Consider the following 18,035-nt stretch of genomic DNA (forward strand, 5'->3'; position numbering starts at 1 on the left):
TTAAGTGGGGCACGCGCGCGCAAAACGAGATGTAAGCGCTTGCGCAGTAGGAGGCCAGACTTATGGCGACATCCGAAAACCGGGTTGAACTCGGCTGACAACGTTGTCTAGCGTTGAGTGTGGGCCGCGAAATGTATGACATTTCCGATCGCCCACCGGGGTCCCACCCAAACCTCGCTTCTCCCTCGACACAACGGCGTCCTCGATGACGCATGCCGTGTCACCGGGGGACTCCGGAGTGCGGGGACAAGGGCAGCTGCCCGTCTTCGACGAACGTATCTCCGCGAGAAGAGCAAAACATGCACAAGCACCCCAACACCCCCCGGATGCTGCGGTGGCGCCCCGCCGCCGCAGCTCTGGTGGCAACTGTCGCCGCCACGGCGTTCCTCGCCGTGCCCTCGGCACAGGCAAACGAGCCGTCGGATCCGCCGGCGAGCACCCAGATGCCGGCGCCGGCTCCGGGCTTCCCCCTGCCGACGCCCCACACCCAGACGGCGCACGACCCGGCGTCGGACTTCACCTCAAAGTGGACCCGTGCGGATGCCAAGCAGATCATGGCGCAGAGCGATTCCAAGGTTAAGCCCGGCCAGAACTCCATGAGCCCCGACGTCACCATGCCGGAGATCCCCGAGGACTTCCCCGCCATGAATGACGACGTGTGGGTCTGGGACACCTGGTCGCTGACCGATGAGAACGCGAACCAGATCAGCTACAAGGGTTACGACGTGATCTTCTCGCTGGTCGCGGACCGGCACGCGGGCTACGGCTTCGACCAGCGCCACTGGAACGCCCGGATCGGCTACTTCTTCCGCAAGACCAACGCCGACCCCGCCAAGGACAAGTGGAACTACGGCGGACACCTGTTCCTGGACAACACTTCCATCGGCAACACCGAATGGTCCGGCTCCACGCGCCTGATGCAGGGCAACCACGTGAACGTCTTCTACACGGCCACCACGTTCTACGACGTCAAGGAGCGCAATGCCGGCGGCGGCGGCATCGCCCCGGACGCCGCCATCGCCAAGGCACTCGGCAACATCCACGCGGACAAGAACGGCGTGACCTTCGACGGCTTCCAGCACACCAAGCTGCTCGAACCGGACGGAAAGCTGTACCAGAACAAGGCGCAGAACCCGGGGTTCGCGTTCCGCGACCCGTACACCTTCGCTGACCCGGCGCACCCCGGCAAGACCTTTATGGTGTTCGAAGGCAACACCGGTGGCAAGCGCGGCGACTACCGCTGCGAGAACGCGGACCTGGGCTACGCCAAGGGTGACCCCAACGCCGAGAACCTCGCCGAGGTCAACAGCAAGGGTGCCTACTACCAGACCGCCAACGTTGGCCTCGCCGTGGCAGATAACAAGGATCTGACCAAGTGGCACTTCCTGCCTCCGATCCTCTCCGCCAACTGCGTCAACGACCAGACCGAGCGTCCGCAGATCTTCATCCAGAATGAAGGCGGCAAGAACAAGTACTACCTGTTCACCATCAGCCACCAGTTCACCTACGCTGCAGGCATGCGCGGACCCGACGGCGTCTACGGCTTCGTGGGCAACGGCGTCCGCTCCGACTACCAGCCGATGAACAACAGCGGCCTGGCCCTCGGCTCCCCGACAGACCTGAACCTGCCGTCCGAGTCCCCGGAAGCACCGACGCCGAACCAGAACGGCCGCCAGTTCCAGGCCTACTCGCACTACGTGCAGCCGGGCGGCCTGGTCCAGTCCTTCATCGACAACGTGAACGGCGTCCGCGGCGGCTCCCTGTCGCCCACCGTGAAGCTCAACTTCCGCGACGGCGTGTCCAAGGTTGACCGCAGCTTCGGCAAGAACGGCCTCGGCCCGTTCGGTTACCTGCCCACCAACGTCCACGTTGGCGGCAACGGCCTCTACAAGTAAGCCGATCCTGTTGCAGTAATCGGGGGGCGCCCGGACCTGGTGAGTATTTCCGGGTCCGGGCGCCTTTTGCTGCACCTCAGTCCCTATATACAGAGCCGTTTTGCGGCACGACTGCAAGGTGCACCCGCCCTGTCAACTTGGAAAGACGCGCGCCGGCCGGGCTAGACTCGCACGCCGGGGGACGGGGCAGGCCTCTTGCGGCTGCCCAGCCAGGCCGCCGAAAGGCGGCAAAACCACTCCAGGAATGGAAACCGTGAAACAACTTGCCCGCCCGCTGTACGCCGTCGCTCTTCTCGCCGTAACGGCACTTACCGCCTGCTCCGGGCCTGCCTCCGGCAGTGCGCCGTCGGCGCCTGAAACGTCCACGACGGCGGCCGGCAGCGCCGCTCCGACCGCGTCCGCAAGTGCCGCTTCCGGTCAGTACGGCGGTTACGCCTCCGCAGCCGAGGCCTGTGACGCCATCTCCACGCAAGCCACGGGGGCATCCCTGCTGCCGCTTTCCGCCGCCCAGGGCAAGACCGCGGAACTGGAGCAGAAGAAAGCGGAGCTCGCGGAGACGGCGCAGCGGGTGCCTGAGGCGCTGAAGGCCGACTTTGCGCGGTTCAACGAGGTGGCTCTGGCGGGGCTCTCGGACCAGAGCGTGTATTCCAAGGGCGAGTTCGAGGCCGCCGTGGCCCCCGTGACCGGGTGGCTGTCTGCGAACTGCCACTGAGCCTCAAGGGGATTGCGCTGCGCCGGGGCCCGCGGGGAACGCGGTGCGCGCGGCCCCTGACGTTGTCCGGCCCAGGGGATAGGGTTGTGTTCAACAGAAGGGGAGTGCTGATGGAATACCAGAATCCACAAACCGCCGCCGTTCGCGTGGACCCTGCCCTGACACAGGCTGGAGCCGGGGGGCGGACGGTGATCTCCGAGACCGCCGTGGCCAAAGTCGCCGGGATCGCGGCCCGGGCCGTGCCCGGCGTGTACTCCCTGGGGACGGGCTCCTCTCGGGCACTCGGTGCCATCAGGGACGCGGTGGGCAGCTCCGATCATGCCGCGGGGGTGCACGCCGAGGTCGGCGAAACCCAGGTGGCAGTAGACATCACCCTGGTGGCGGTCTATGGCGTTCCGCTGCACGCACTGGCCAACCAGGTACGGGCAAGTGTTTATGCGGCCGTCGAGAAACTGGTGGGCCTGCAGGTCATCGAGGTGAACGTCGAGATCAACGACGTCTACATTGCACCGCCCGTGAAACCGACGGGCGCTTCCGCCGTCGCTGAGAGGGAGGCGGTCCTGTGAGCCCCACTGTCGTTGGAATCGCAGTCGGCGCCTTCGTGGCGTTCATGTCACTACAGTTCGGCCTCTGGGGCTTCCTGATTTCCCTGCTGTTCATGGGAATCGGCGCGCTCCTGGGCCGCGCCGCAGAAGGGAAACTGGACCTCCGTAGCGTCATCGATGCCATCAGCGGCCGGCGCTCTTCCTCATGAACGGTGCATCCTCATGAGCCGGGCAACGGATACGGTACAGGCAGCCGGAGCAGCCACGCCCGGCGGGCAGTACAGCGGACATAACAGGATCAGCACCCAGGCGCTCACCAGCCTGGCCAAGGCTGCCGCTGCCGAGGCCCTGGGCATTCATGCCCATGACGTTCGCGCGGACTGGTCGGACGACGGCGGCCTGCTGGCTTTGTCACTCGTCGCCCCCATCCGGATCCCCAGCCTGAGTGCTGTCCTCCGCGACCCGGGCCGTGTCGCGGCGCTGGGCGGCTCCATCTGGGACAGGACCGTGCACGCCAAAACAGACATATTGACCAAGGTCACCGAACTGAGCGGCGCGAGCCTGAGCAGGGTGGACATCCGCATCAGCGGTGCCCACGTCACGGAAGAGGGCAGGGTCCGGTGAGTTCGGTCGTCGAACAGCAGCATGAGGCCGGCGGGGACCCGGCGCAGGGCAGCTCCGGTGCGGCGCACGCCGCCGCCATCGACATGCGCCGCGTCCTGCACCGCGAGACCCACGCCTCACGGGCCGTGGCAGCAGTCATCGCCGGTTCCCTGGTCATCGTGCTCTGCCTTTACGCTCTCCTGGAATCCGCGGTGCGCGCCATCGGCCAGCCGCCCTGGCTCATCGATCCGCAAACGGCAGCGGAACGGATCGTGGCGCTCCCGTCAGGTCTGCCGCCGCTGCTGCTGGGAGCTGCCGGCGCCGTGACAGCTGCCGCAGGTCTCTTCTTTTTCTTGAGCGCGGTCCTGCCCGGGCGCCGGGCCAGGCACCTTCTGTATGACCCGCGGATTGCCGTAGTGGTTGATGATGAAGTCATCGCGGCCGCCCTTGCCCGAAGTGCGCGTCTGGCGGCCAATGTCACTCAGGAACAGGTCATGGTAGTGGTTTCCCAGCGCCAGGTGGTGGTCAATGTCCGCCCCACCTCCGGCGTTCCGACGAGCGAGAATGCCATCCTGCAAGCGGTGGAAAACGAACTGGCGGCGATGGGACCGTCTCCCATGCCCCAGGTGACCGTTAACCTGTCGACCTCCGGAGTGGTGGGCGCATGAACGGGACACCCAGGCTTCTCAACCGGATCCTTCTCGGCATTCTTGGCTTCAAGCTGCTGGTGATCGGCGTGCTGCTCGTACTCCTGGCGGCTGTCCCTGCCGTCGCGGTGTGGTGGCACTCCTGGTCCAGAAGCGTGTCGGACAACGTCACTGCGGCCTTCGAGGGCACGCAGTTTCCCGGCCGGCAGGGGAGCTGGCTGTGGGTGGTCCTGGCCCTCGCAGTGGTGCTGCTGATCGGCCTCATGGTTGCCTGGATCGCTCAGCAGGGCAAAGGCCGCACCGACCTCTTGCTCGCGGCGGAGGATCCGGGCGGCGTGCCGGGCGACATCAGGATCGGCGGGGGAGTGGCCGAGCAGGCGCTGAAGAACGCCCTTGCCGACCGCCCCGACCTCGCCGGTGCCACGGTCTCGATCTACGACGTCAAAGGCCAGCCGGCGCTGAAGCTCCGGTTGCACCCACGGCCGGGTGTGCCACCGCAGGCCGTCGCGGCCGAAGCGGCGGACCTGGTTGACGCGCTGAGCGCCGTGCTGGGCCAGCGGACACCGGTCCTGGTGCACATCGCGGCCGGTGCGCGGACCCGCTTCAGCCGCGCCGAGCGGGTCCGCTAGCTCCGTCATCCAGGACTCTGGCTAGCCGGAACCGGTTAGCCAGAAACCGTCGGGCCTCTTATCCGGCCACCAGGTAGGCCGCGCTGTTGGGCGCAACCACGGCTTCTTCAGCGCCTGATTCTGCAGCGCTCGACAGCGCCACCCGGTATCCGTCGGGGACCGGCGTGGAATCCGCCCCGGTGTTGGCGACCACCAGGACATCACGGTTGTGAAACGCCAGGACGCCCAGGCCGGGGTTGTGGTTGTCCGCCCAGCAGAAGGTGCCGGACCCCAGGCCGTGGTTGCGGCGTGCGGTGAGCGCGGCGCGGTACAGCTCCAGTGTGGAGCCTTTGACGCCGTCCTGCCGGTCCGCGGCCAGATCTTCGAAGGATTCGGGCTGGGGCAGCCAGGGCGCGGCCGGGTCCTGCGCAGTGGACGCCTCCGCGAAGCCATACCCGGGCGCTGCGGATTTCCATGGCAGCGGCACCCGGCAGCCGTCGCGCCCGCGCTCAATGCCGTTGGTCCGGAAGAACGTCGGATCCTGCCGGGCTTCGGCGGGCAGCGTGGTGTGCTCCGGGAGGCCAAGCTCCTCGCCCTGGTAGATGTACGCGGAGCCGGGCAGGGCCAAGGACACCAGCGAGGCGGCCCGGGCACGGGCCAGGCCAAGGGCTGCATCGGGCTGCTCGTCCTCGGCGGCAATCCCCTTCGGGAAGGTGGTGGGATCCTGCAAACCGAAGCGGCTCGGATGGCGCACCGTGTCATGGTTGCTCAGGACCCAGGTGGATGGTGCCCCCACGGAGGCGGCAGCTACGAGGGAATCCTCGATGGCCACGGCCATCCGCCGGGCGTCCCAGCCTGCCAGCAGGAAATCGAAGTTGAAGGCCTGCTGCATCTCGTCCGGCCGGATGTACCGCGCGAGCCGTTCCGCCGGTTCAACCCACGCCTCGGCCACCAGCATGCGGTCGCCGTCGTAGCCCGCCAGGACCCGGTTCCAGTCCCGGTAAATCTCATGGACGCCGTCCTGGTCAAAGAACGGCGATGGCGGATACAGCGGCGACACCGGTTCGTGTTCCGCGCCCTCGGCGGTTTCCCCGACGGTGCTGTCCCAATCGGGGGCGTGCGCTGTGTGCGGCTCAACTTCCTCTCCGTGGGCGCCCGGGGGATCCGTCACATGGGCGGCGTCGGCGGAGCCTTCCACCATGGCGGCCACACCTTCCCAGTCCGGAAGCCCGGCCTCCTTCACCATCCCGTGGGCCACATCCACCCGGAAGCCGTCCACGCCCCTGTCCAACCAGAAGCGGAGCACAGAACGCATCTCCTCCCAGACCTCGGGGTTTTCCCAGTTAAGGTCCGGCTGCTTCGTGTCGAAAAGGTGCAGGTACCAGTCCCCGGGGGAGCCGTCGGCGTTCGTGGTCCGCGTCCAGGCCGGTCCGCCGAAGATGGATTTCCAGTTGTTCGGCGCGAGGTTGCCGTCGCCGGAGCCTGCAGTCTCGTCCTTCCCCGGCCGGAACATGTAACGCTCCCTGGCGGCGGAGCCGGGTTCCGCCGCGAGGGCCTCCTGGAACCACACGTGTTCATCGGATGTGTGGTTCGGGACCAGGTCGACGATCACCTTCAGCCCGCGGGCGTGGGCGTCCTCCAGCATGGCGTCGAAGTCGGCCAGCGTACCGAAGGCCGGGTCCACCTGCCGGTAATCGGCGACATCGTAGCCGCCATCCGCCTGCGGCGACCGGTAGAACGGCGAAAGCCAGACGGCGTCGACCCCGAGCTGCTGCAGGTAGGGCAGGCGTGCCGTGACACCGGGCAGGTCACCCATGCCGTCACCGTTCCCATCGGAAAAGGAACGCGGATAGATCTGGTAGACAGCTGCATGGGCCCACCACGCGGTCGTCTCGGAAGCTGGCGTGCTGATCGGGCGGTGACTCATGGTTGCCTCTCCGGTAACAATTAGGTGTAAACGCTTGCATATCTTCGGGCAACGTTACTAGTGTGACAGTCACCACATCAACCGCACGAATGATTTCCATGTCACTCAGCGAGGAGTCTCCAGCCAATGAAAACCCCTAAGTTCTTACTCCCGGTCGCCACTGCCGGCGTGCTCGCACTGACCCTGTCCGCCTGTGGCGGCGGCGGGGGCGGCACCACGGGCGGAGGTGGCGGTGCCGGGGGCGGTGACGCCGCCAACAACCTCGACGGCCGCGGCCCCATCACCTACGTTCAGGGCAAGGACAACAGCAACGTCGTCCGCCCGCTGATCGAGAAGTGGAACGCCGCCCACCCGAACGAGAAGGTGACCTTCAAGGAGCAGACGGACCAGGCTGACCAGCAGCACGATGACATCGTGCAGCACTTCCAGGCCAAGGATGCCAGCTACGACGTCGTGGACGTTGACGTCGTCTGGACCGCGGAGTTCGCGGCCAAGGGATGGCTTCAGCCGCTGAAGGACAAGATGGCCTTCGATACCAGCGCCATGCTGAAGCCGACCGTCGACAGCGCCACCTACAAGGGAACGCTGTACGCAGCCCCGCAGACCTCCGACGGCGCCCTGCTGTACTACCGCAAGGACCTGGTCCCCACCGCGCCGAAAACGTGGGATGAAATGATGGGCATGTGCTCCATCGCCAAGGAGAACAAGATCGGCTGCTACGGCGGCCAGTTCAGCAAGTACGAGGGCCTGACCGTCAACGCGTCGGAGGCCATCAACTCCGCCGGCGGTTCCGTCCTGGACGCGGACGGCAAGCCCAGCCTGAACACCGACCAGGCCAAGGCTGGCCTGGAGAACCTGGCCAAGGCCTACGCTGACGGCAACATCCCGAAGGAAGGCATCACCTTCCAGGAGGAGCAGAGCCGCCAGGCCTTCCAGGACGGAAAGCTCCTCTTCCTGCGCAACTGGCCCTACGTCTACAACCTGGCCACCACCGAAGGATCATCCAAGGTGAAGGACAAGCTGGGCATCGCACCGATCCCGGGCAAGGACGGCCCCGGCGCCTCCTCGCTGGGCGGCCACAGCCTGGCTGTCAGCGTCTACTCCAAGAACAAGGCAACTGCCCTGGACTTCCTGAAGTTCATGACGTCCGAAGAGACCGAGAAGTTCTACGCCACGCAGGGTTCGCTGGCTCCCGTGCTGGGCAGCCTTTACACTGACGCCACCCTGGTGAAGAAGCTGCCGTACCTGCCCGTCCTGAAGACCTCCATCGAGAACGCCGTGCCGCGCCCGGTCACCCCGTTCTACCCGGCAGTGACCAAGGCGATCCAGGAGAACGCGTACTCAGCCATCAAGGGTGAAAAGCCCGTGGACACTGCACTGTCTGACATGCAGAAGTCCATCGAATCCGCCGGTGCAGGATCGTAGTTCTGCCATGGCAACCGAAGTAGGCCCGACGCCGGTCAAGGCACCGGCGTCGGGCGGCACCCCGGTCCACCACGGCCCCAAGGGCGTGGGTGAGGACAACAAGATTCTCAGTCAGGGCAAGTGGGCCACATGGCTCCTGGCCCCCACCATCATCGCCCTTGCCGTGGTGATCGTTTACCCGATCATCAGCGCAATCGTGATGTCCTTCCAAAAGGATGCCGGCCTTGATCCGGCCACCGGCCTCTTCACCGCAGGTGGGCCGGCCGGCGTTCAGAACTACGTCAACTGGATTGCCCAGCAGTGCTCCGCCCCGGCCGGCGGAACCGTTGCTTGCCCGCCCGGCACGCTCGGTTCGCAGTTCTGGTCTGCCACGGCCACAACCTTCTTCTTCACCGTGGTAACCGTGGCCTTCGAGACCGTCCTGGGTTTCTGGATGGCAATGATCATGGCCCGCACCTTCAAAGGCCGGAGCATGGTCCGCGCTGCCGTGCTGGTGCCGTGGGCCATTCCCACCGCCGTCACTGCAAAGCTCTGGTTTTTCATCTTCGCCTTCGAAGGCATTGCCAACAAGCTGTTCAACACCTCGATCCTTTGGACCGGCAGCGAATGGCCGGCGAAGTGGGCAGTGGTCATCGCAGATGTCTGGAAGACCACACCCTTCATGGCGTTGCTGATCCTCGCCGGACTCCAGATGATCCCGGCCGAGGTTTATGAGGCCGCCAAGGTCGACGGTGCCACCGCCTGGCAGCGCTTCCGGCTGATTACGCTGCCACTGGTGAAGCCCGCCCTCATGGTGGCCATCCTGTTCCGCACCCTGGACGCGCTGCGCATGTTCGACCTCCCGTACATCCTGACGGGCGGTGCGAACAACACCACTACCCTGTCCATCCTGGTGATCAACCAGATTAGACAAGGGTTCAATGCCGCCGCGGCGTTGTCGACCATCACCTTCATCATCATCTTTCTTGTCGCGTTCATCTTTGTCCGGTTCTTGGGGGCAAACGTTGTTGAACAGAGCGGCGCCACCGGTAAGGGGAAGAAATGACCGCCGCGACATCCTCCGCAGCATCCCTGCGCGCGGAGCAGGACCGAGGCCGCCGAAAGGCTCAGAACAAGGAACGGTGGGCGCAGGGCAGGACCTACATCAGCGCCGCCGTCATCCTGATCTGGTGCCTGGCACCGGCGTACTGGATGGTGGTGACGGCATTCCGCGAGGTGGGCTTCACCTACGACACCTCGATCCTGCCCACCCACGTCACGCTGGACAACTTCAGGACTGCGTTCGACACCTCCTTCGGGAACCGGTTCGGCCAGGCCCTGCTGAACAGCATCTTCATCGGCGTCGTCGTCACGCTGATATCCCTGATCATCGGTGTTTTCGCGGCGTATGCACTGGCCCGGCTGAACTTCCGGGGCAAGTTCCTGGTGCTCGGCTTCATCCTGGGGGCCTCCATGTTCCCCGGCGTTGCCCTGATCACCCCGCTGTTCCAGCTGTTCACCAACATCGGCTGGATGGGCACCTACCAGGCGCTGATCATCCCGAACATTTCGTTCGTGCTGCCGCTGACCGTCTACACCATGACCTCCTTCTTCCGGGAGATGCCATGGGAGCTGGAGGAGTCGGCCCGGGTGGACGGCTGCACGCAGGGGCAGGCCTTCCGGAAGGTGATCATGCCCCTCGCCGCACCGGCCATCTTCACCACGGCGATCCTGGCCTTCATCTCCTCGTGGAATGAATTCCTCATCGCCAGCCAGCTCTCCAGCGACGCGACCCAGCCGGTGACCGTGGCAATCGCCAACTTTGCCGGGGCCCAGCCAAACCAGATCCCGTACACGGCCATCATGGCCGCCGGCACCATCGTCACCATTCCGCTGGTCATCCTGGTGCTGGTGTTCCAGCGCAAGATCGTGGCCGGCCTGACGGCGGGCGCTGTCAAGTGACGCACGGAGCAGCACCACAGAACCGGAAGCCGGAAGCGGCCGCGCACAAGCGCGTCCGCTCCGGCGAGGACTTCGACATCATCATCGGATTCCTTGGCTTCTGGGCCGTGGTGCTGCTCGTCGTCACCGTCTGGATGGAGGTGACGGCACAGCCCGCCGTCTTCTGGGCGCTGGGGCTGCTGGCCACACTGCTGGCACTGTACGGCATGGTCAGGCTCCGCAGGCGCCTTCCCGCCCGCACGGCCACGCGCCGGAAGTAGAACCTGCGGGACTAAAATGGATTCTTGCCGCCGGGAGAACGGCGTGGCGGAAATCTGCATGAGGACTTAGAGAGGACATCGTGGCGCGCACTACTGAAAGGGCACAGCGCGGTGGCCACTCAGGAGTCAGTATCGAGGACGTGGCCGCGGCCGCGGGAGTTTCCACGGCGACCGTGTCACGCGCCGTACGGGGACTGCCCCGGGTTTCGCCGGCCACCCGGGAAAAAATCCTGGAGGTGGCGGCGGCGCTGGGCTACGTCGCCTCATCCTCCGCGTCCGGCCTCGCCACGGGACGCACCAAAACGATTGGCGTGCTGGCCCCGTTTGTGAGCCGGTGGTTTTTCTCCAAGGCCATCGAGGGCGCGGACCGCGAACTCCATGCCCGGCAGTACAACCTTTCACTCTTCAACCTGGGCGGCCACGGCAGCCACCGCGAGCGGCTCTTCAGCAAGACCATGGTCTACAAGCAGATCGACGCCCTCCTGGTTTTGTGTATGGCGCTGACCCGGGACGAGCTGGAGCACCTGCAGAAGATCGACATCCCGCTGGTGGTGGTGGGCGGCCACGTGGAGGAATGTGCCTACATCGGCATCGACGACTACGCGGCAGCCTCCACCGCCGTCAAGCACCTGATCGAACTCGGCCACCGGGACATCGCGCTGCTGCATGGGGACGATGAAACCGACCTCAACTTCGATGTTCCCCGGGTCCGCATCCTGGCCTTCCAGGACGTCATGACAGCTGCCGGCCTGGAAGTCCGTCCCGAGTGGGACGAGTGGGGCGACTTCACCGTCCGCAGCGGCCAGGAGGCATTCCGGCGGCTCTGGGCCCAGCCAGGCGAGAAACCCACCGCCATCTTCTGTGCCTCAGATGAAATGGCCATGGGTGTCATTTTCGAAGCGAACCGCGTCGGCGTCCGGGTGCCCGAGGACCTGTCCGTGATCGGCATAGACGACCACGATTTCTCCGACGCGATCGGCCTCACCACTGTGGGGCAGCGGCCCGACGAGCAAGCCGAGCTTGGCACCAAGATGCTGCTCGACGAACTCCTGGGGATCCCCGGTTCGGTGCGGTCCTCCGTCGCGCCGCACCGTCTGATCGTCAGACGCACGACGGCGCCGCCCAGGTCCGCCTAGGAGCGCAGCTCACGCCCTTGAAAGAGCAGGGTGCCGGGCGGGGAAGCGTGCGGGTTACGAGGCCCGGGCCAGTTGGCGAATCGGGATCCAGCGGGAAGCCAGCCGGCGGTAAGCGGCGGCCGCGCCCGTCATGTCACCCTCCGCGAGGCACTCGATCCCCAGCCGCACGTCCATGGGGGAGTCATCGGGGTAGACCTTGTCCGCCACTGCGCCGTAGTCCAGTTCCACCATGGAGTCCGCGTGGAAGAGCTCCAGCCATTCGGTGAGCTGCGTGAGGTCGTCCAGCATGTCAAGGTCAGGAGCGGCGAGCGCCAGGTTCGCCACTGCGTAGCGCACCCTGTCGAGAGCATCCGAGATGGGCGCCCACACGCGCACGGTGAGGATCCTGCCGCCGGCCTCCACGACGTCCTGCGGGTCGGACTCGAGGAACAGCGAGAACCAGCTGAAGGGGATGCCCCAGGTGGAGGCCCGGGTGTGCACCCTGGTGATGCCGTCGCGCGCGTTGACCAGATCGATGCGTTCCTGGTGCCGGTCCCGCTGCTCCTCGGGAATCAGCAGTTCGGCCAGGGGCCCGTGGATGCCCTCGATCAGGGCATTTGCCGCCAACCCGGCCCGAAGCACCAGCTGGCTGGGGCAGTAAAGCAGCGCGACGCCGTCGGCTGTTTCCTCCTCGGCGCTGTCCGTGCCGGGATCCTCCACGGGGATCCCCGGGGCGCGGGTGACGCGCACCAGGTCGGTCCGGCCGGTGGGGAATGGATCGCCGCCCGGGCGGGTGATCCGCCCCAGGGAAGCCAGTAGCTCCGCGTTTTCGACGGCGGCGCGGGACACCGCCCGCTCACCGGCTGACTTGATGGCGGCCTGCTGATCCTCGGGAAACGCGTCCAGCGGTTCATAGACGCGCAGCGTGGAGGAAAACGGGAGCCCGGCCTGGCCCCGGTAGAGGTTGCCCGTCATGAATGCCTGCCTGTCATCAGCCGTCAGCCTCCATCAGTCGGTCAGTTCCACAATCACCGGTGCGTGGTCGGACGCGCCCTTTCCCTTGCGTTCCTCGCGGTCGATTGACGCGCCGGAAACGCGCGAGGCGAGGGCCGGCGAGGCGAGCACGAAGTCGATCCGCATGCCCTCCTTCTTGGGGAAACGCAGCTGGGTGTAGTCCCAATACGTATAAACGCCCGGGCCCGGGGTGTGGGGGCGCACGACGTCGGAGTAGCCCACCGACTCGAAGGCGTGGAACGCGGCCCGCTCCGGTTCGCTGACGTGGGTGTAGCCCTGGGTGAGGAACAGGTCGATGTCCCAGACGTCGTCGTCCGTGGGGGCGATGTTCCAGTCGCCCATCAGCGCGACCTGCTTGGACGGGTCCTCAGAGATCCATCCGGCCGCGTGGTTCTTCAGGGAATCAAGCCACTTGAGCTTGTAGGGCATGTGCTCGTCGTCGAGGGAGCGGCCGTTGGGGACGTAGAGGCTCCACACCCGGACTCCGCCGCAGGTAGCGGCCATGGCGCGTGCTTCCTGGACGGGATCCTTGCCCGCCTTGCCGAAATGCGGCTGGTCGGTGAAGCCGCGTTCGACGTCGTCCAGGCCCACCCGCGATGCGATGGCCACACCGTTCCACTGGTTGACGCCATAGTGTGCCACCTCGTAGCCCATGCGCTCGAAGAGCTCCCACGGAAAGTTGTCGTCCTTGCACTTGGTTTCCTGGATGGCCAGGACGTCACAGTCGGAGCGCTGCAGCCACGCCTCCACACGGTCGGCACGGGCACGCAGCGAGTTCACATTCCAGGTAGCTATCTTCACAGTCCTAACTTACCGAACTTGGACGCGGATGGGACTCCCGGCGGATGACGGCACGCTTCCACCCGAACCGTACCCGAACCGCGTTCGAACCGCGTCCGTGCTGCTGGCAACCTCACCTGCCGGACTCTGGAATTTAGTAGGAAGTCCGAGTAGATTCAGCACCAAAGATGACCGGGGTCATGCAAAGGAGCATCCATGGTTCGCGAACTTTCCCACTACATTGGCGGCCGGCGGGTAGACGGCACGTCCGGCCGGTACGGCGACGTTTTTGATCCCTGTACCGGCGAGGTCCAGGCGAAGGTGCCGCTGGCGGGCGCGGAAGAAGTCCGGAACGCCGTCGCGAACGCCGAGAAAGCCCAGCCGGAGTGGGGCGCCATGAATGCCCAGCGGCGCGGCCGCATCCTGCTCAAATTCGTGGACCTCGTGAACGAGCATATGGACGAGCTCGCCGCCCTCCTGTCCTCGGAACACGGGAAGACCCTGGCCGATGCCCGCGGCGATATCCAGCGCGGCATCGAGGTGGTGGAGTTCGCCGCCGGCGCCCCGCACCTGCTCAAGGGCGAATTCTCCGACGACGCCGGCGCGGGCATCGACGTGCACTCCATGCGCCAGCCGCTGGGCGTGGTTGCCGGCATCACGCCCTTCAACTTCCCCGCGATGATCCCGCTGTGGAAATCCGGGCCGGCGCTCGCGGCAGGCAACGCGTTCATCCTCAAGCCGTCCGAACGCGATCCGTCAGTGCCGCTGCGCCTGGCTGAGCTCTACTCCGAGGCGGGGGTGCCGGACGGCGTTTTCAACGTGGTCAACGGCGACAAGGAAGCCGTGGACGCGCTGCTCGAGGACGAGCGCGTGCAGGCCATCGGCTTCGTCGGCTCCACCCCGATCGCCCAGTACATCTATGCCACGGCGGCGGCCCACGGCAAGCGGGCGCAGTGCTTCGGCGGCGCCAAGAACCACATGGTGATCATGCCGGACGCGGACCTGGACATGGCCGCCGATGCCCTGATCGGCGCCGGCTACGGGTCGGCCGGTGAACGCTGCATGGCAGTGTCCGTTGCCGTTCCGGTGGGAGAGGAGACCGCGAACAGCCTGGTGGCACGGCTGCAGGAGCGGATCAAGTCCCTCAAGGTGGGGCACAGCCTGGCCAAGGACTCAGACTTCGGGCCGGTGGTGACGCCCGCGGCCAAGGAGCGGATCGAGGGCTACATCAAGTCCGGCGCGGAGGAGGGCGCCTCGCTCCTGGTCGATGGCCGAGGCCTGGCCGTGGACGGCTACGACGGCGGATTCTGGGTGGGGCCCACGCTGTTCGACAACGTCACCAAGGACATGAAGATCTACCGTGAGGAGATCTTCGGCCCGGTGCTCAGCGTCCTCCGCGCGTCCGACTACGACGAGGCGCTGCGGCTCTGCAGCGAGAACGAGTTCGGGAACGGCGTGGCCATCTTCACCCGCGACGGCGACGCCGCCCGGGACTTCGCCAGCCGGGTGCAGGTGGGCATGGTGGGCATCAACGTCCCCATCCCGGTGCCCATTGCCTACTACACCTTCGGCGGCTGGAAGGCGTCCGGGTTCGGTGACCTCAACCAGCACGGGGCCGACGCCTTCCGCTTCTACACCAAGACCAAGACCGTGACCTCGCGCTGGCCCTCCGGTATCCGGCAGGGCGCCAGCTTCATCATGCCGGAAGGAAGCTGATGACTGAACCTGAACAACAGGTGCTGTTCGAACAACGGGGCAAGCTGGGGGTGGTCACGCTCAACCGGCCCAAAGCGGTCAATGCGCTTACGGCCGGCATGGTCACCGCCGCGCTGGAGCAACTCACTGCCTGGGCAGGTGACGATAGCGTTGCCACCGTGCTGGTCCAGGGCGCCGGCGACCGCGGTTTGTGCGCGGGCGGGGACATCGTGGCCATCTACCGTGACATCCTCGCCGGCGGCGACGAAACGGCCGGCTTCTGGGCGGACGAATACCGGCTGAACTCACTGATCGAACGGTTCCCCAAGCCGTACGTCGCCTTCATGGACGGACTGGTGCTGGGCGGCGGCGTGGGCATCTCCGCGCACGGCTCCCTGCGCATCGTCACCGAGCGCACGCGGACCGGGATGCCGGAGACCACCATCGGGTTCGTGCCCGACGTCGGCGGGACCCTCCTGCTATCACGCTCACCGGGGGAGGCGGGTACCCATGCCGCCCTCACCGGCGCCCACCTGAGCGGTACGGATGCGCTGTTCCTGGGGCTCGCCGATTACTTTGTCCCGTCCGGCAGCCTCGCGGACCTCGCGGTGGCGCTGGAAGACGAAAATGCGGAGGCCGCCGTCGTACGCTTTGCCGAAAAGCCGCCCGCCTCGGCGCTGGAGGCGCAGCGGGACTGGATCGACTCCTGCTATTCAGTGGACGACGCCGAGGAAATCGTCCGGCGGCTGCGTGCGGCGGGCGGGGAAGCAGCGGCCGCCGCGGACACCATCGAGGCGAAGTCGCCCACGGCCGTCAAGGTGACCCTGGCCTCGCTCCGCCGGTCGCGCGGGCTGACGCTCGACCAGGCGCTCGCCGAGGAATACCGCGTGGGACTTCGCTGCCTCGCCGGACCGGACTTCCGGGAGGGGATCCGGGCGCAGGTGGTGGACAAGGATCGCAACCCGCAGTGGCAGCCGGCAACGCTGCCGGAGGTGCACGCGGAGGACGTCGAGCGGTACTTCGCGCCGTTGGGGGACCGGGAACTGGTTCTGTGGGAAAGGGAGTCGGACCATGCCTGAAGAAGCAACCGTGCCTGAAGCAGCAAGCCGGCCTGGTACAGCAAAACCGCGCGTCGCCTTCCTCGGATTGGGTCACATGGGCGGACCCATGGCGGTCAACCTGGTCAAGGCAGGCTATGACATCATCGGCTTCGACGTGGTGCCCGCCGCGCTGGATGCTGCGCGCGGGCACGGCATCCCCGTCGCCGCCAGTGCCGCGGAAACCATCCCCGGAGCCGAGATCGTGCTCACGATGTTTCCGAGCGGGCAGCATGTGCTGGACGCTTACCGGGGCAACGACCGGGAGCCGGGCCTGCTGGCGGCCGCTGCGCCGAACACCATGTTCCTGGACTGCTCCACCATCAATGTTGACGAGGCACGGGAAGCCGCCCGGCTGGCCCTCGACGCCGGACACCGCTCCGTGGACGCACCCGTTTCCGGCGGCGTGGTGGGGGCGGAGGCCGGCACCCTGACGTTCATGGTGGGTGCGCTGCCGGAGGACTTCGAGACAGTGCGGCCGTTGTTCGACGTCATGGGCAAACGCGCGGTGCTGTGCGGAGAGCACGGCGCCGGCCAGGCCGCGAAGGTCTGCAACAACCTCATCCTGGGCGTCTCCATGATCGCGGTCAGCGAGGCGTTCGTCCTCGGGGAAAAGCTGGGGCTGACGCACCAGGCTTTGTTTGATGTTGCGTCCGCGGCATCGGGCCAGTGCTGGGCCCTCACCACCAACTGCCCGGTCCCGGGACCGGTGCCCACCAGTCCCGCCAACCGCGACTACCAGCCCGGGTTCGCCGGAGCATTGATGGCCAAGGACCTCCGGTTGGCGCTGAACGCCCTCCAGTCCACCGGCGTCGCCGCCCGGATGGGCCCCCTGGCCTCCGAGATTTACGACGCCTTCGCCGCTGAAGGCGGTGCCGGCCGGGATTTCTCCGGCATCATCACCGATATCCGGGACAAGTCTGGACAGTAGGCTTAGTTTCAGGACGGATCAAGTTTCAGGACGAACCAACCACGTGAGGGGCATGGATGACGCACGAGTACGGGAACATTCTGGTGGAGCGCCGCGGGCGCGTCGGACTCGTCACCCTGAACCGGCCCGAGGCGCTGAACGCCCTGGACAGGACCACGCTGGAAGAACTCGTGGCGGCGGTTTCGGCCATGGACGCGGATCCCGGCGTTGGCGCCGTCGTGATTACCGGCTCGGGGAAGGCCTTCGCCGCCGGCGCCGACATCAAAGAGATGGCGGACAAGGGCTACCTGGAGATGTACGACGCCGACTGGTTCCGCGGGTGGGAGGATCTCACCAGGCTGCGCATTCCGCTGATCGCGGCCGTGTCCGGCTTCGCGCTGGGCGGCGGCTGCGAGCTGGCCATGATGTGTGACTTCATCATCGCCGGCGACAACGCCAAGTTCGGCCAGCCCGAGATCAACCTCGGAGTGGTGCCGGGCATGGGCGGGTCCCAGCGGCTCACCCGCGCCGTGGGCAAGGCCAAGGCGATGGACATGATCCTCACCGGCCGGTTCATCGACGCGGCCGAGGCGGAGCGCTCAGGCCTGGTGGCACGGGTGGTGCCTGCCGCGGACACCGTGGAGGAGGCGCTGAAGGCCGCGGAGGTCATCGCGTCCAAGTCGAAGCCGGCCGCCATGCTGGCCAAGGAAGCCGTTAACGCGGCCTTCGAGACGGGTCTGGCGCAGGGCGTGCTGTTTGAACGGCGGCTGTTCCATTCGCTCTTCGCCTCGGAGGACCAGAAGGAAGGCATGGCCGCATTCGCGGAGAAGCGCCAGCCGGAGTTCAGGCACCGGTGAGCAC

The 18,035-nt window shown here is 66.4% G+C and carries 19 protein-coding genes; 16 read left to right on the plus strand and 3 right to left on the minus strand.

The window, feature by feature from the left end; all coding sequences use genetic code 11:
- Positions 1-299: 299 nt before the first annotated feature.
- The 7 genes from LFT45_RS02780 (at position 300) to LFT45_RS02810 (ending at position 5,031) form a co-directional block, all read left to right on the plus strand.
- Positions 300-1,895, plus strand: a complete 1,596-nt coding sequence (locus LFT45_RS02780) for a glycoside hydrolase family 68 protein (protein ID WP_236806416.1) — start codon at positions 300-302, stop codon at positions 1,893-1,895.
- Between the two features lie 244 nt (positions 1,896-2,139).
- Positions 2,140-2,607, plus strand: a complete 468-nt coding sequence (locus LFT45_RS02785; RefSeq protein WP_236806418.1) for a hypothetical protein — start codon at positions 2,140-2,142, stop codon at positions 2,605-2,607.
- A 110-nt stretch (positions 2,608-2,717) separates the two neighbouring features.
- Positions 2,718-3,173, plus strand: a complete 456-nt coding sequence (locus tag LFT45_RS02790; protein WP_236806420.1) for an Asp23/Gls24 family envelope stress response protein — start codon at positions 2,718-2,720, stop codon at positions 3,171-3,173.
- Positions 3,170-3,361 (plus strand): DUF2273 domain-containing protein, encoded by a 192-nt coding sequence (locus LFT45_RS02795; protein WP_003799126.1) that lies wholly within the window; start codon positions 3,170-3,172, stop codon positions 3,359-3,361. The genes LFT45_RS02790 and LFT45_RS02795 overlap by 4 nt, the downstream gene beginning before the upstream one ends.
- 13 nt (positions 3,362-3,374) lie before the next feature.
- Positions 3,375-3,776, plus strand: a complete 402-nt coding sequence (locus LFT45_RS02800; protein ID WP_236806422.1) for a hypothetical protein — start codon at positions 3,375-3,377, stop codon at positions 3,774-3,776.
- Positions 3,773-4,423, plus strand: a complete 651-nt coding sequence (locus LFT45_RS02805; protein ID WP_442863589.1) for a hypothetical protein — start codon at positions 3,773-3,775, stop codon at positions 4,421-4,423. Before LFT45_RS02800 ends, LFT45_RS02805 begins: the two co-directional genes overlap by 4 nt.
- Positions 4,420-5,031 (plus strand): hypothetical protein, encoded by a 612-nt coding sequence (locus LFT45_RS02810; RefSeq protein ID WP_236806424.1) that lies wholly within the window; start codon positions 4,420-4,422, stop codon positions 5,029-5,031. Before LFT45_RS02805 ends, LFT45_RS02810 begins: the two co-directional genes overlap by 4 nt.
- 58 nt (positions 5,032-5,089) lie before the next feature.
- Here the strand turns inward: LFT45_RS02810 and LFT45_RS02815 are convergent, their stop codons facing one another.
- Positions 5,090-6,937 carry a glycoside hydrolase family 13 protein gene (locus LFT45_RS02815; RefSeq protein ID WP_236806425.1) on the minus strand — a complete coding sequence of 616 codons (1,848 nt, stop codon included), beginning with the start codon at positions 6,935-6,937 and terminating at the stop codon, positions 5,090-5,092.
- Between the two features lie 126 nt (positions 6,938-7,063).
- On the opposite strand from LFT45_RS02815, the gene LFT45_RS02820 reads away from it, so the two are divergent.
- From LFT45_RS02820 to LFT45_RS02840, 5 genes are all read left to right on the plus strand, one after another.
- Entirely contained in the window at positions 7,064-8,362 is a 1,299-nt protein-coding gene (locus LFT45_RS02820; RefSeq protein WP_236806426.1) for an ABC transporter substrate-binding protein, read from the plus strand.
- Positions 8,363-8,369: 7 nt separating this feature from the next.
- Entirely contained in the window at positions 8,370-9,407 is a 1,038-nt protein-coding gene (locus LFT45_RS02825) for a carbohydrate ABC transporter permease (protein ID WP_236806427.1), read from the plus strand.
- A complete protein-coding gene (locus LFT45_RS02830) occupies positions 9,404-10,303 on the plus strand; it encodes a carbohydrate ABC transporter permease (RefSeq protein ID WP_236806428.1) in 900 nt (299 codons plus the stop codon). Before LFT45_RS02825 ends, LFT45_RS02830 begins: the two co-directional genes overlap by 4 nt.
- Positions 10,300-10,563, plus strand: a complete 264-nt coding sequence (locus tag LFT45_RS02835; RefSeq protein ID WP_236806429.1) for a hypothetical protein — start codon at positions 10,300-10,302, stop codon at positions 10,561-10,563. The genes LFT45_RS02830 and LFT45_RS02835 overlap by 4 nt, the downstream gene beginning before the upstream one ends.
- Positions 10,564-10,643: 80 nt before the next feature.
- Complete coding sequence (locus LFT45_RS02840; protein WP_236806430.1) at positions 10,644-11,699, plus strand: LacI family DNA-binding transcriptional regulator; 1,056 nt, start codon at positions 10,644-10,646, stop codon at positions 11,697-11,699.
- Between the two features lie 54 nt (positions 11,700-11,753).
- Here the strand turns inward: LFT45_RS02840 and LFT45_RS02845 are convergent, their stop codons facing one another.
- Positions 11,754-12,653: a hypothetical protein gene (locus tag LFT45_RS02845; RefSeq protein ID WP_236806431.1), complete on the minus strand. Its 900-nt coding sequence runs from the start codon at positions 12,651-12,653 to the stop codon at positions 11,754-11,756.
- Positions 12,654-12,686: 33 nt separating this feature from the next.
- Positions 12,687-13,493, minus strand: a complete 807-nt coding sequence (locus LFT45_RS02850) for an exodeoxyribonuclease III (protein ID WP_236806433.1) — start codon at positions 13,491-13,493, stop codon at positions 12,687-12,689.
- A gap of 195 nt (positions 13,494-13,688) precedes the next feature.
- Between LFT45_RS02850 and LFT45_RS02855 the strand changes: the two genes are divergently transcribed.
- From LFT45_RS02855 to LFT45_RS02870, 4 genes are read left to right on the plus strand one after another with little or no spacing between them, the layout of a single operon-like run.
- Positions 13,689-15,188 (plus strand): CoA-acylating methylmalonate-semialdehyde dehydrogenase, encoded by a 1,500-nt coding sequence (locus LFT45_RS02855; protein WP_236806435.1) that lies wholly within the window; start codon positions 13,689-13,691, stop codon positions 15,186-15,188.
- Positions 15,188-16,246, plus strand: coding sequence for an enoyl-CoA hydratase/isomerase family protein (locus tag LFT45_RS02860; protein WP_236806438.1), 1,059 nt, complete (start codon positions 15,188-15,190; stop codon positions 16,244-16,246). Before LFT45_RS02855 ends, LFT45_RS02860 begins: the two co-directional genes overlap by 1 nt.
- Entirely contained in the window at positions 16,239-17,195 is a 957-nt protein-coding gene (mmsB, locus tag LFT45_RS02865) for a 3-hydroxyisobutyrate dehydrogenase (protein WP_236806439.1), read from the plus strand. Before LFT45_RS02860 ends, mmsB begins: the two co-directional genes overlap by 8 nt.
- 56 nt (positions 17,196-17,251) lie before the next feature.
- Positions 17,252-18,031 (plus strand): enoyl-CoA hydratase, encoded by a 780-nt coding sequence (locus LFT45_RS02870; RefSeq protein ID WP_236806441.1) that lies wholly within the window; start codon positions 17,252-17,254, stop codon positions 18,029-18,031.
- Positions 18,032-18,035 lie beyond the last annotated feature (4 nt).

Source organism: Arthrobacter sp. FW305-BF8, from assembly GCF_021789315.1.
Classification (GTDB): domain Bacteria; phylum Actinomycetota; class Actinomycetes; order Actinomycetales; family Micrococcaceae; genus Arthrobacter.

What these genes read in the sequence shown, in the direction of transcription:
- LFT45_RS02845 (WP_236806431.1), bottom strand. Translation starts at nt 12,653, where the DNA reads ATGACGGGCAACCTCTACCGGGGCCAGGCCGGGCTCCCGTTTTCCTCC.
- mmsB (WP_236806439.1), top strand. Translation starts at nt 16,239, where the DNA reads ATGCCTGAAGAAGCAACCGTGCCTGAAGCAGCAAGCCGGCCTGGTACA.
- LFT45_RS02790 (WP_236806420.1), top strand. Translation starts at nt 2,718, where the DNA reads ATGGAATACCAGAATCCACAAACCGCCGCCGTTCGCGTGGACCCTGCC.
- LFT45_RS02815 (WP_236806425.1), bottom strand. Translation starts at nt 6,937, where the DNA reads ATGAGTCACCGCCCGATCAGCACGCCAGCTTCCGAGACGACCGCGTGG.
- LFT45_RS02855 (WP_236806435.1), top strand. Translation starts at nt 13,689, where the DNA reads ATGGTTCGCGAACTTTCCCACTACATTGGCGGCCGGCGGGTAGACGGC.
- LFT45_RS02800 (WP_236806422.1), top strand. Translation starts at nt 3,375, where the DNA reads ATGAGCCGGGCAACGGATACGGTACAGGCAGCCGGAGCAGCCACGCCC.
- LFT45_RS02825 (WP_236806427.1), top strand. Translation starts at nt 8,370, where the DNA reads ATGGCAACCGAAGTAGGCCCGACGCCGGTCAAGGCACCGGCGTCGGGC.
- LFT45_RS02820 (WP_236806426.1), top strand. Translation starts at nt 7,064, where the DNA reads ATGAAAACCCCTAAGTTCTTACTCCCGGTCGCCACTGCCGGCGTGCTC.
- LFT45_RS02860 (WP_236806438.1), top strand. Translation starts at nt 15,188, where the DNA reads ATGACTGAACCTGAACAACAGGTGCTGTTCGAACAACGGGGCAAGCTG.
- LFT45_RS02830 (WP_236806428.1), top strand. Translation starts at nt 9,404, where the DNA reads ATGACCGCCGCGACATCCTCCGCAGCATCCCTGCGCGCGGAGCAGGAC.
- LFT45_RS02810 (WP_236806424.1), top strand. Translation starts at nt 4,420, where the DNA reads ATGAACGGGACACCCAGGCTTCTCAACCGGATCCTTCTCGGCATTCTT.
- LFT45_RS02870 (WP_236806441.1), top strand. Translation starts at nt 17,252, where the DNA reads ATGACGCACGAGTACGGGAACATTCTGGTGGAGCGCCGCGGGCGCGTC.
- LFT45_RS02780 (WP_236806416.1), top strand. Translation starts at nt 300, where the DNA reads ATGCACAAGCACCCCAACACCCCCCGGATGCTGCGGTGGCGCCCCGCC.
- LFT45_RS02785 (WP_236806418.1), top strand. Translation starts at nt 2,140, where the DNA reads ATGGAAACCGTGAAACAACTTGCCCGCCCGCTGTACGCCGTCGCTCTT.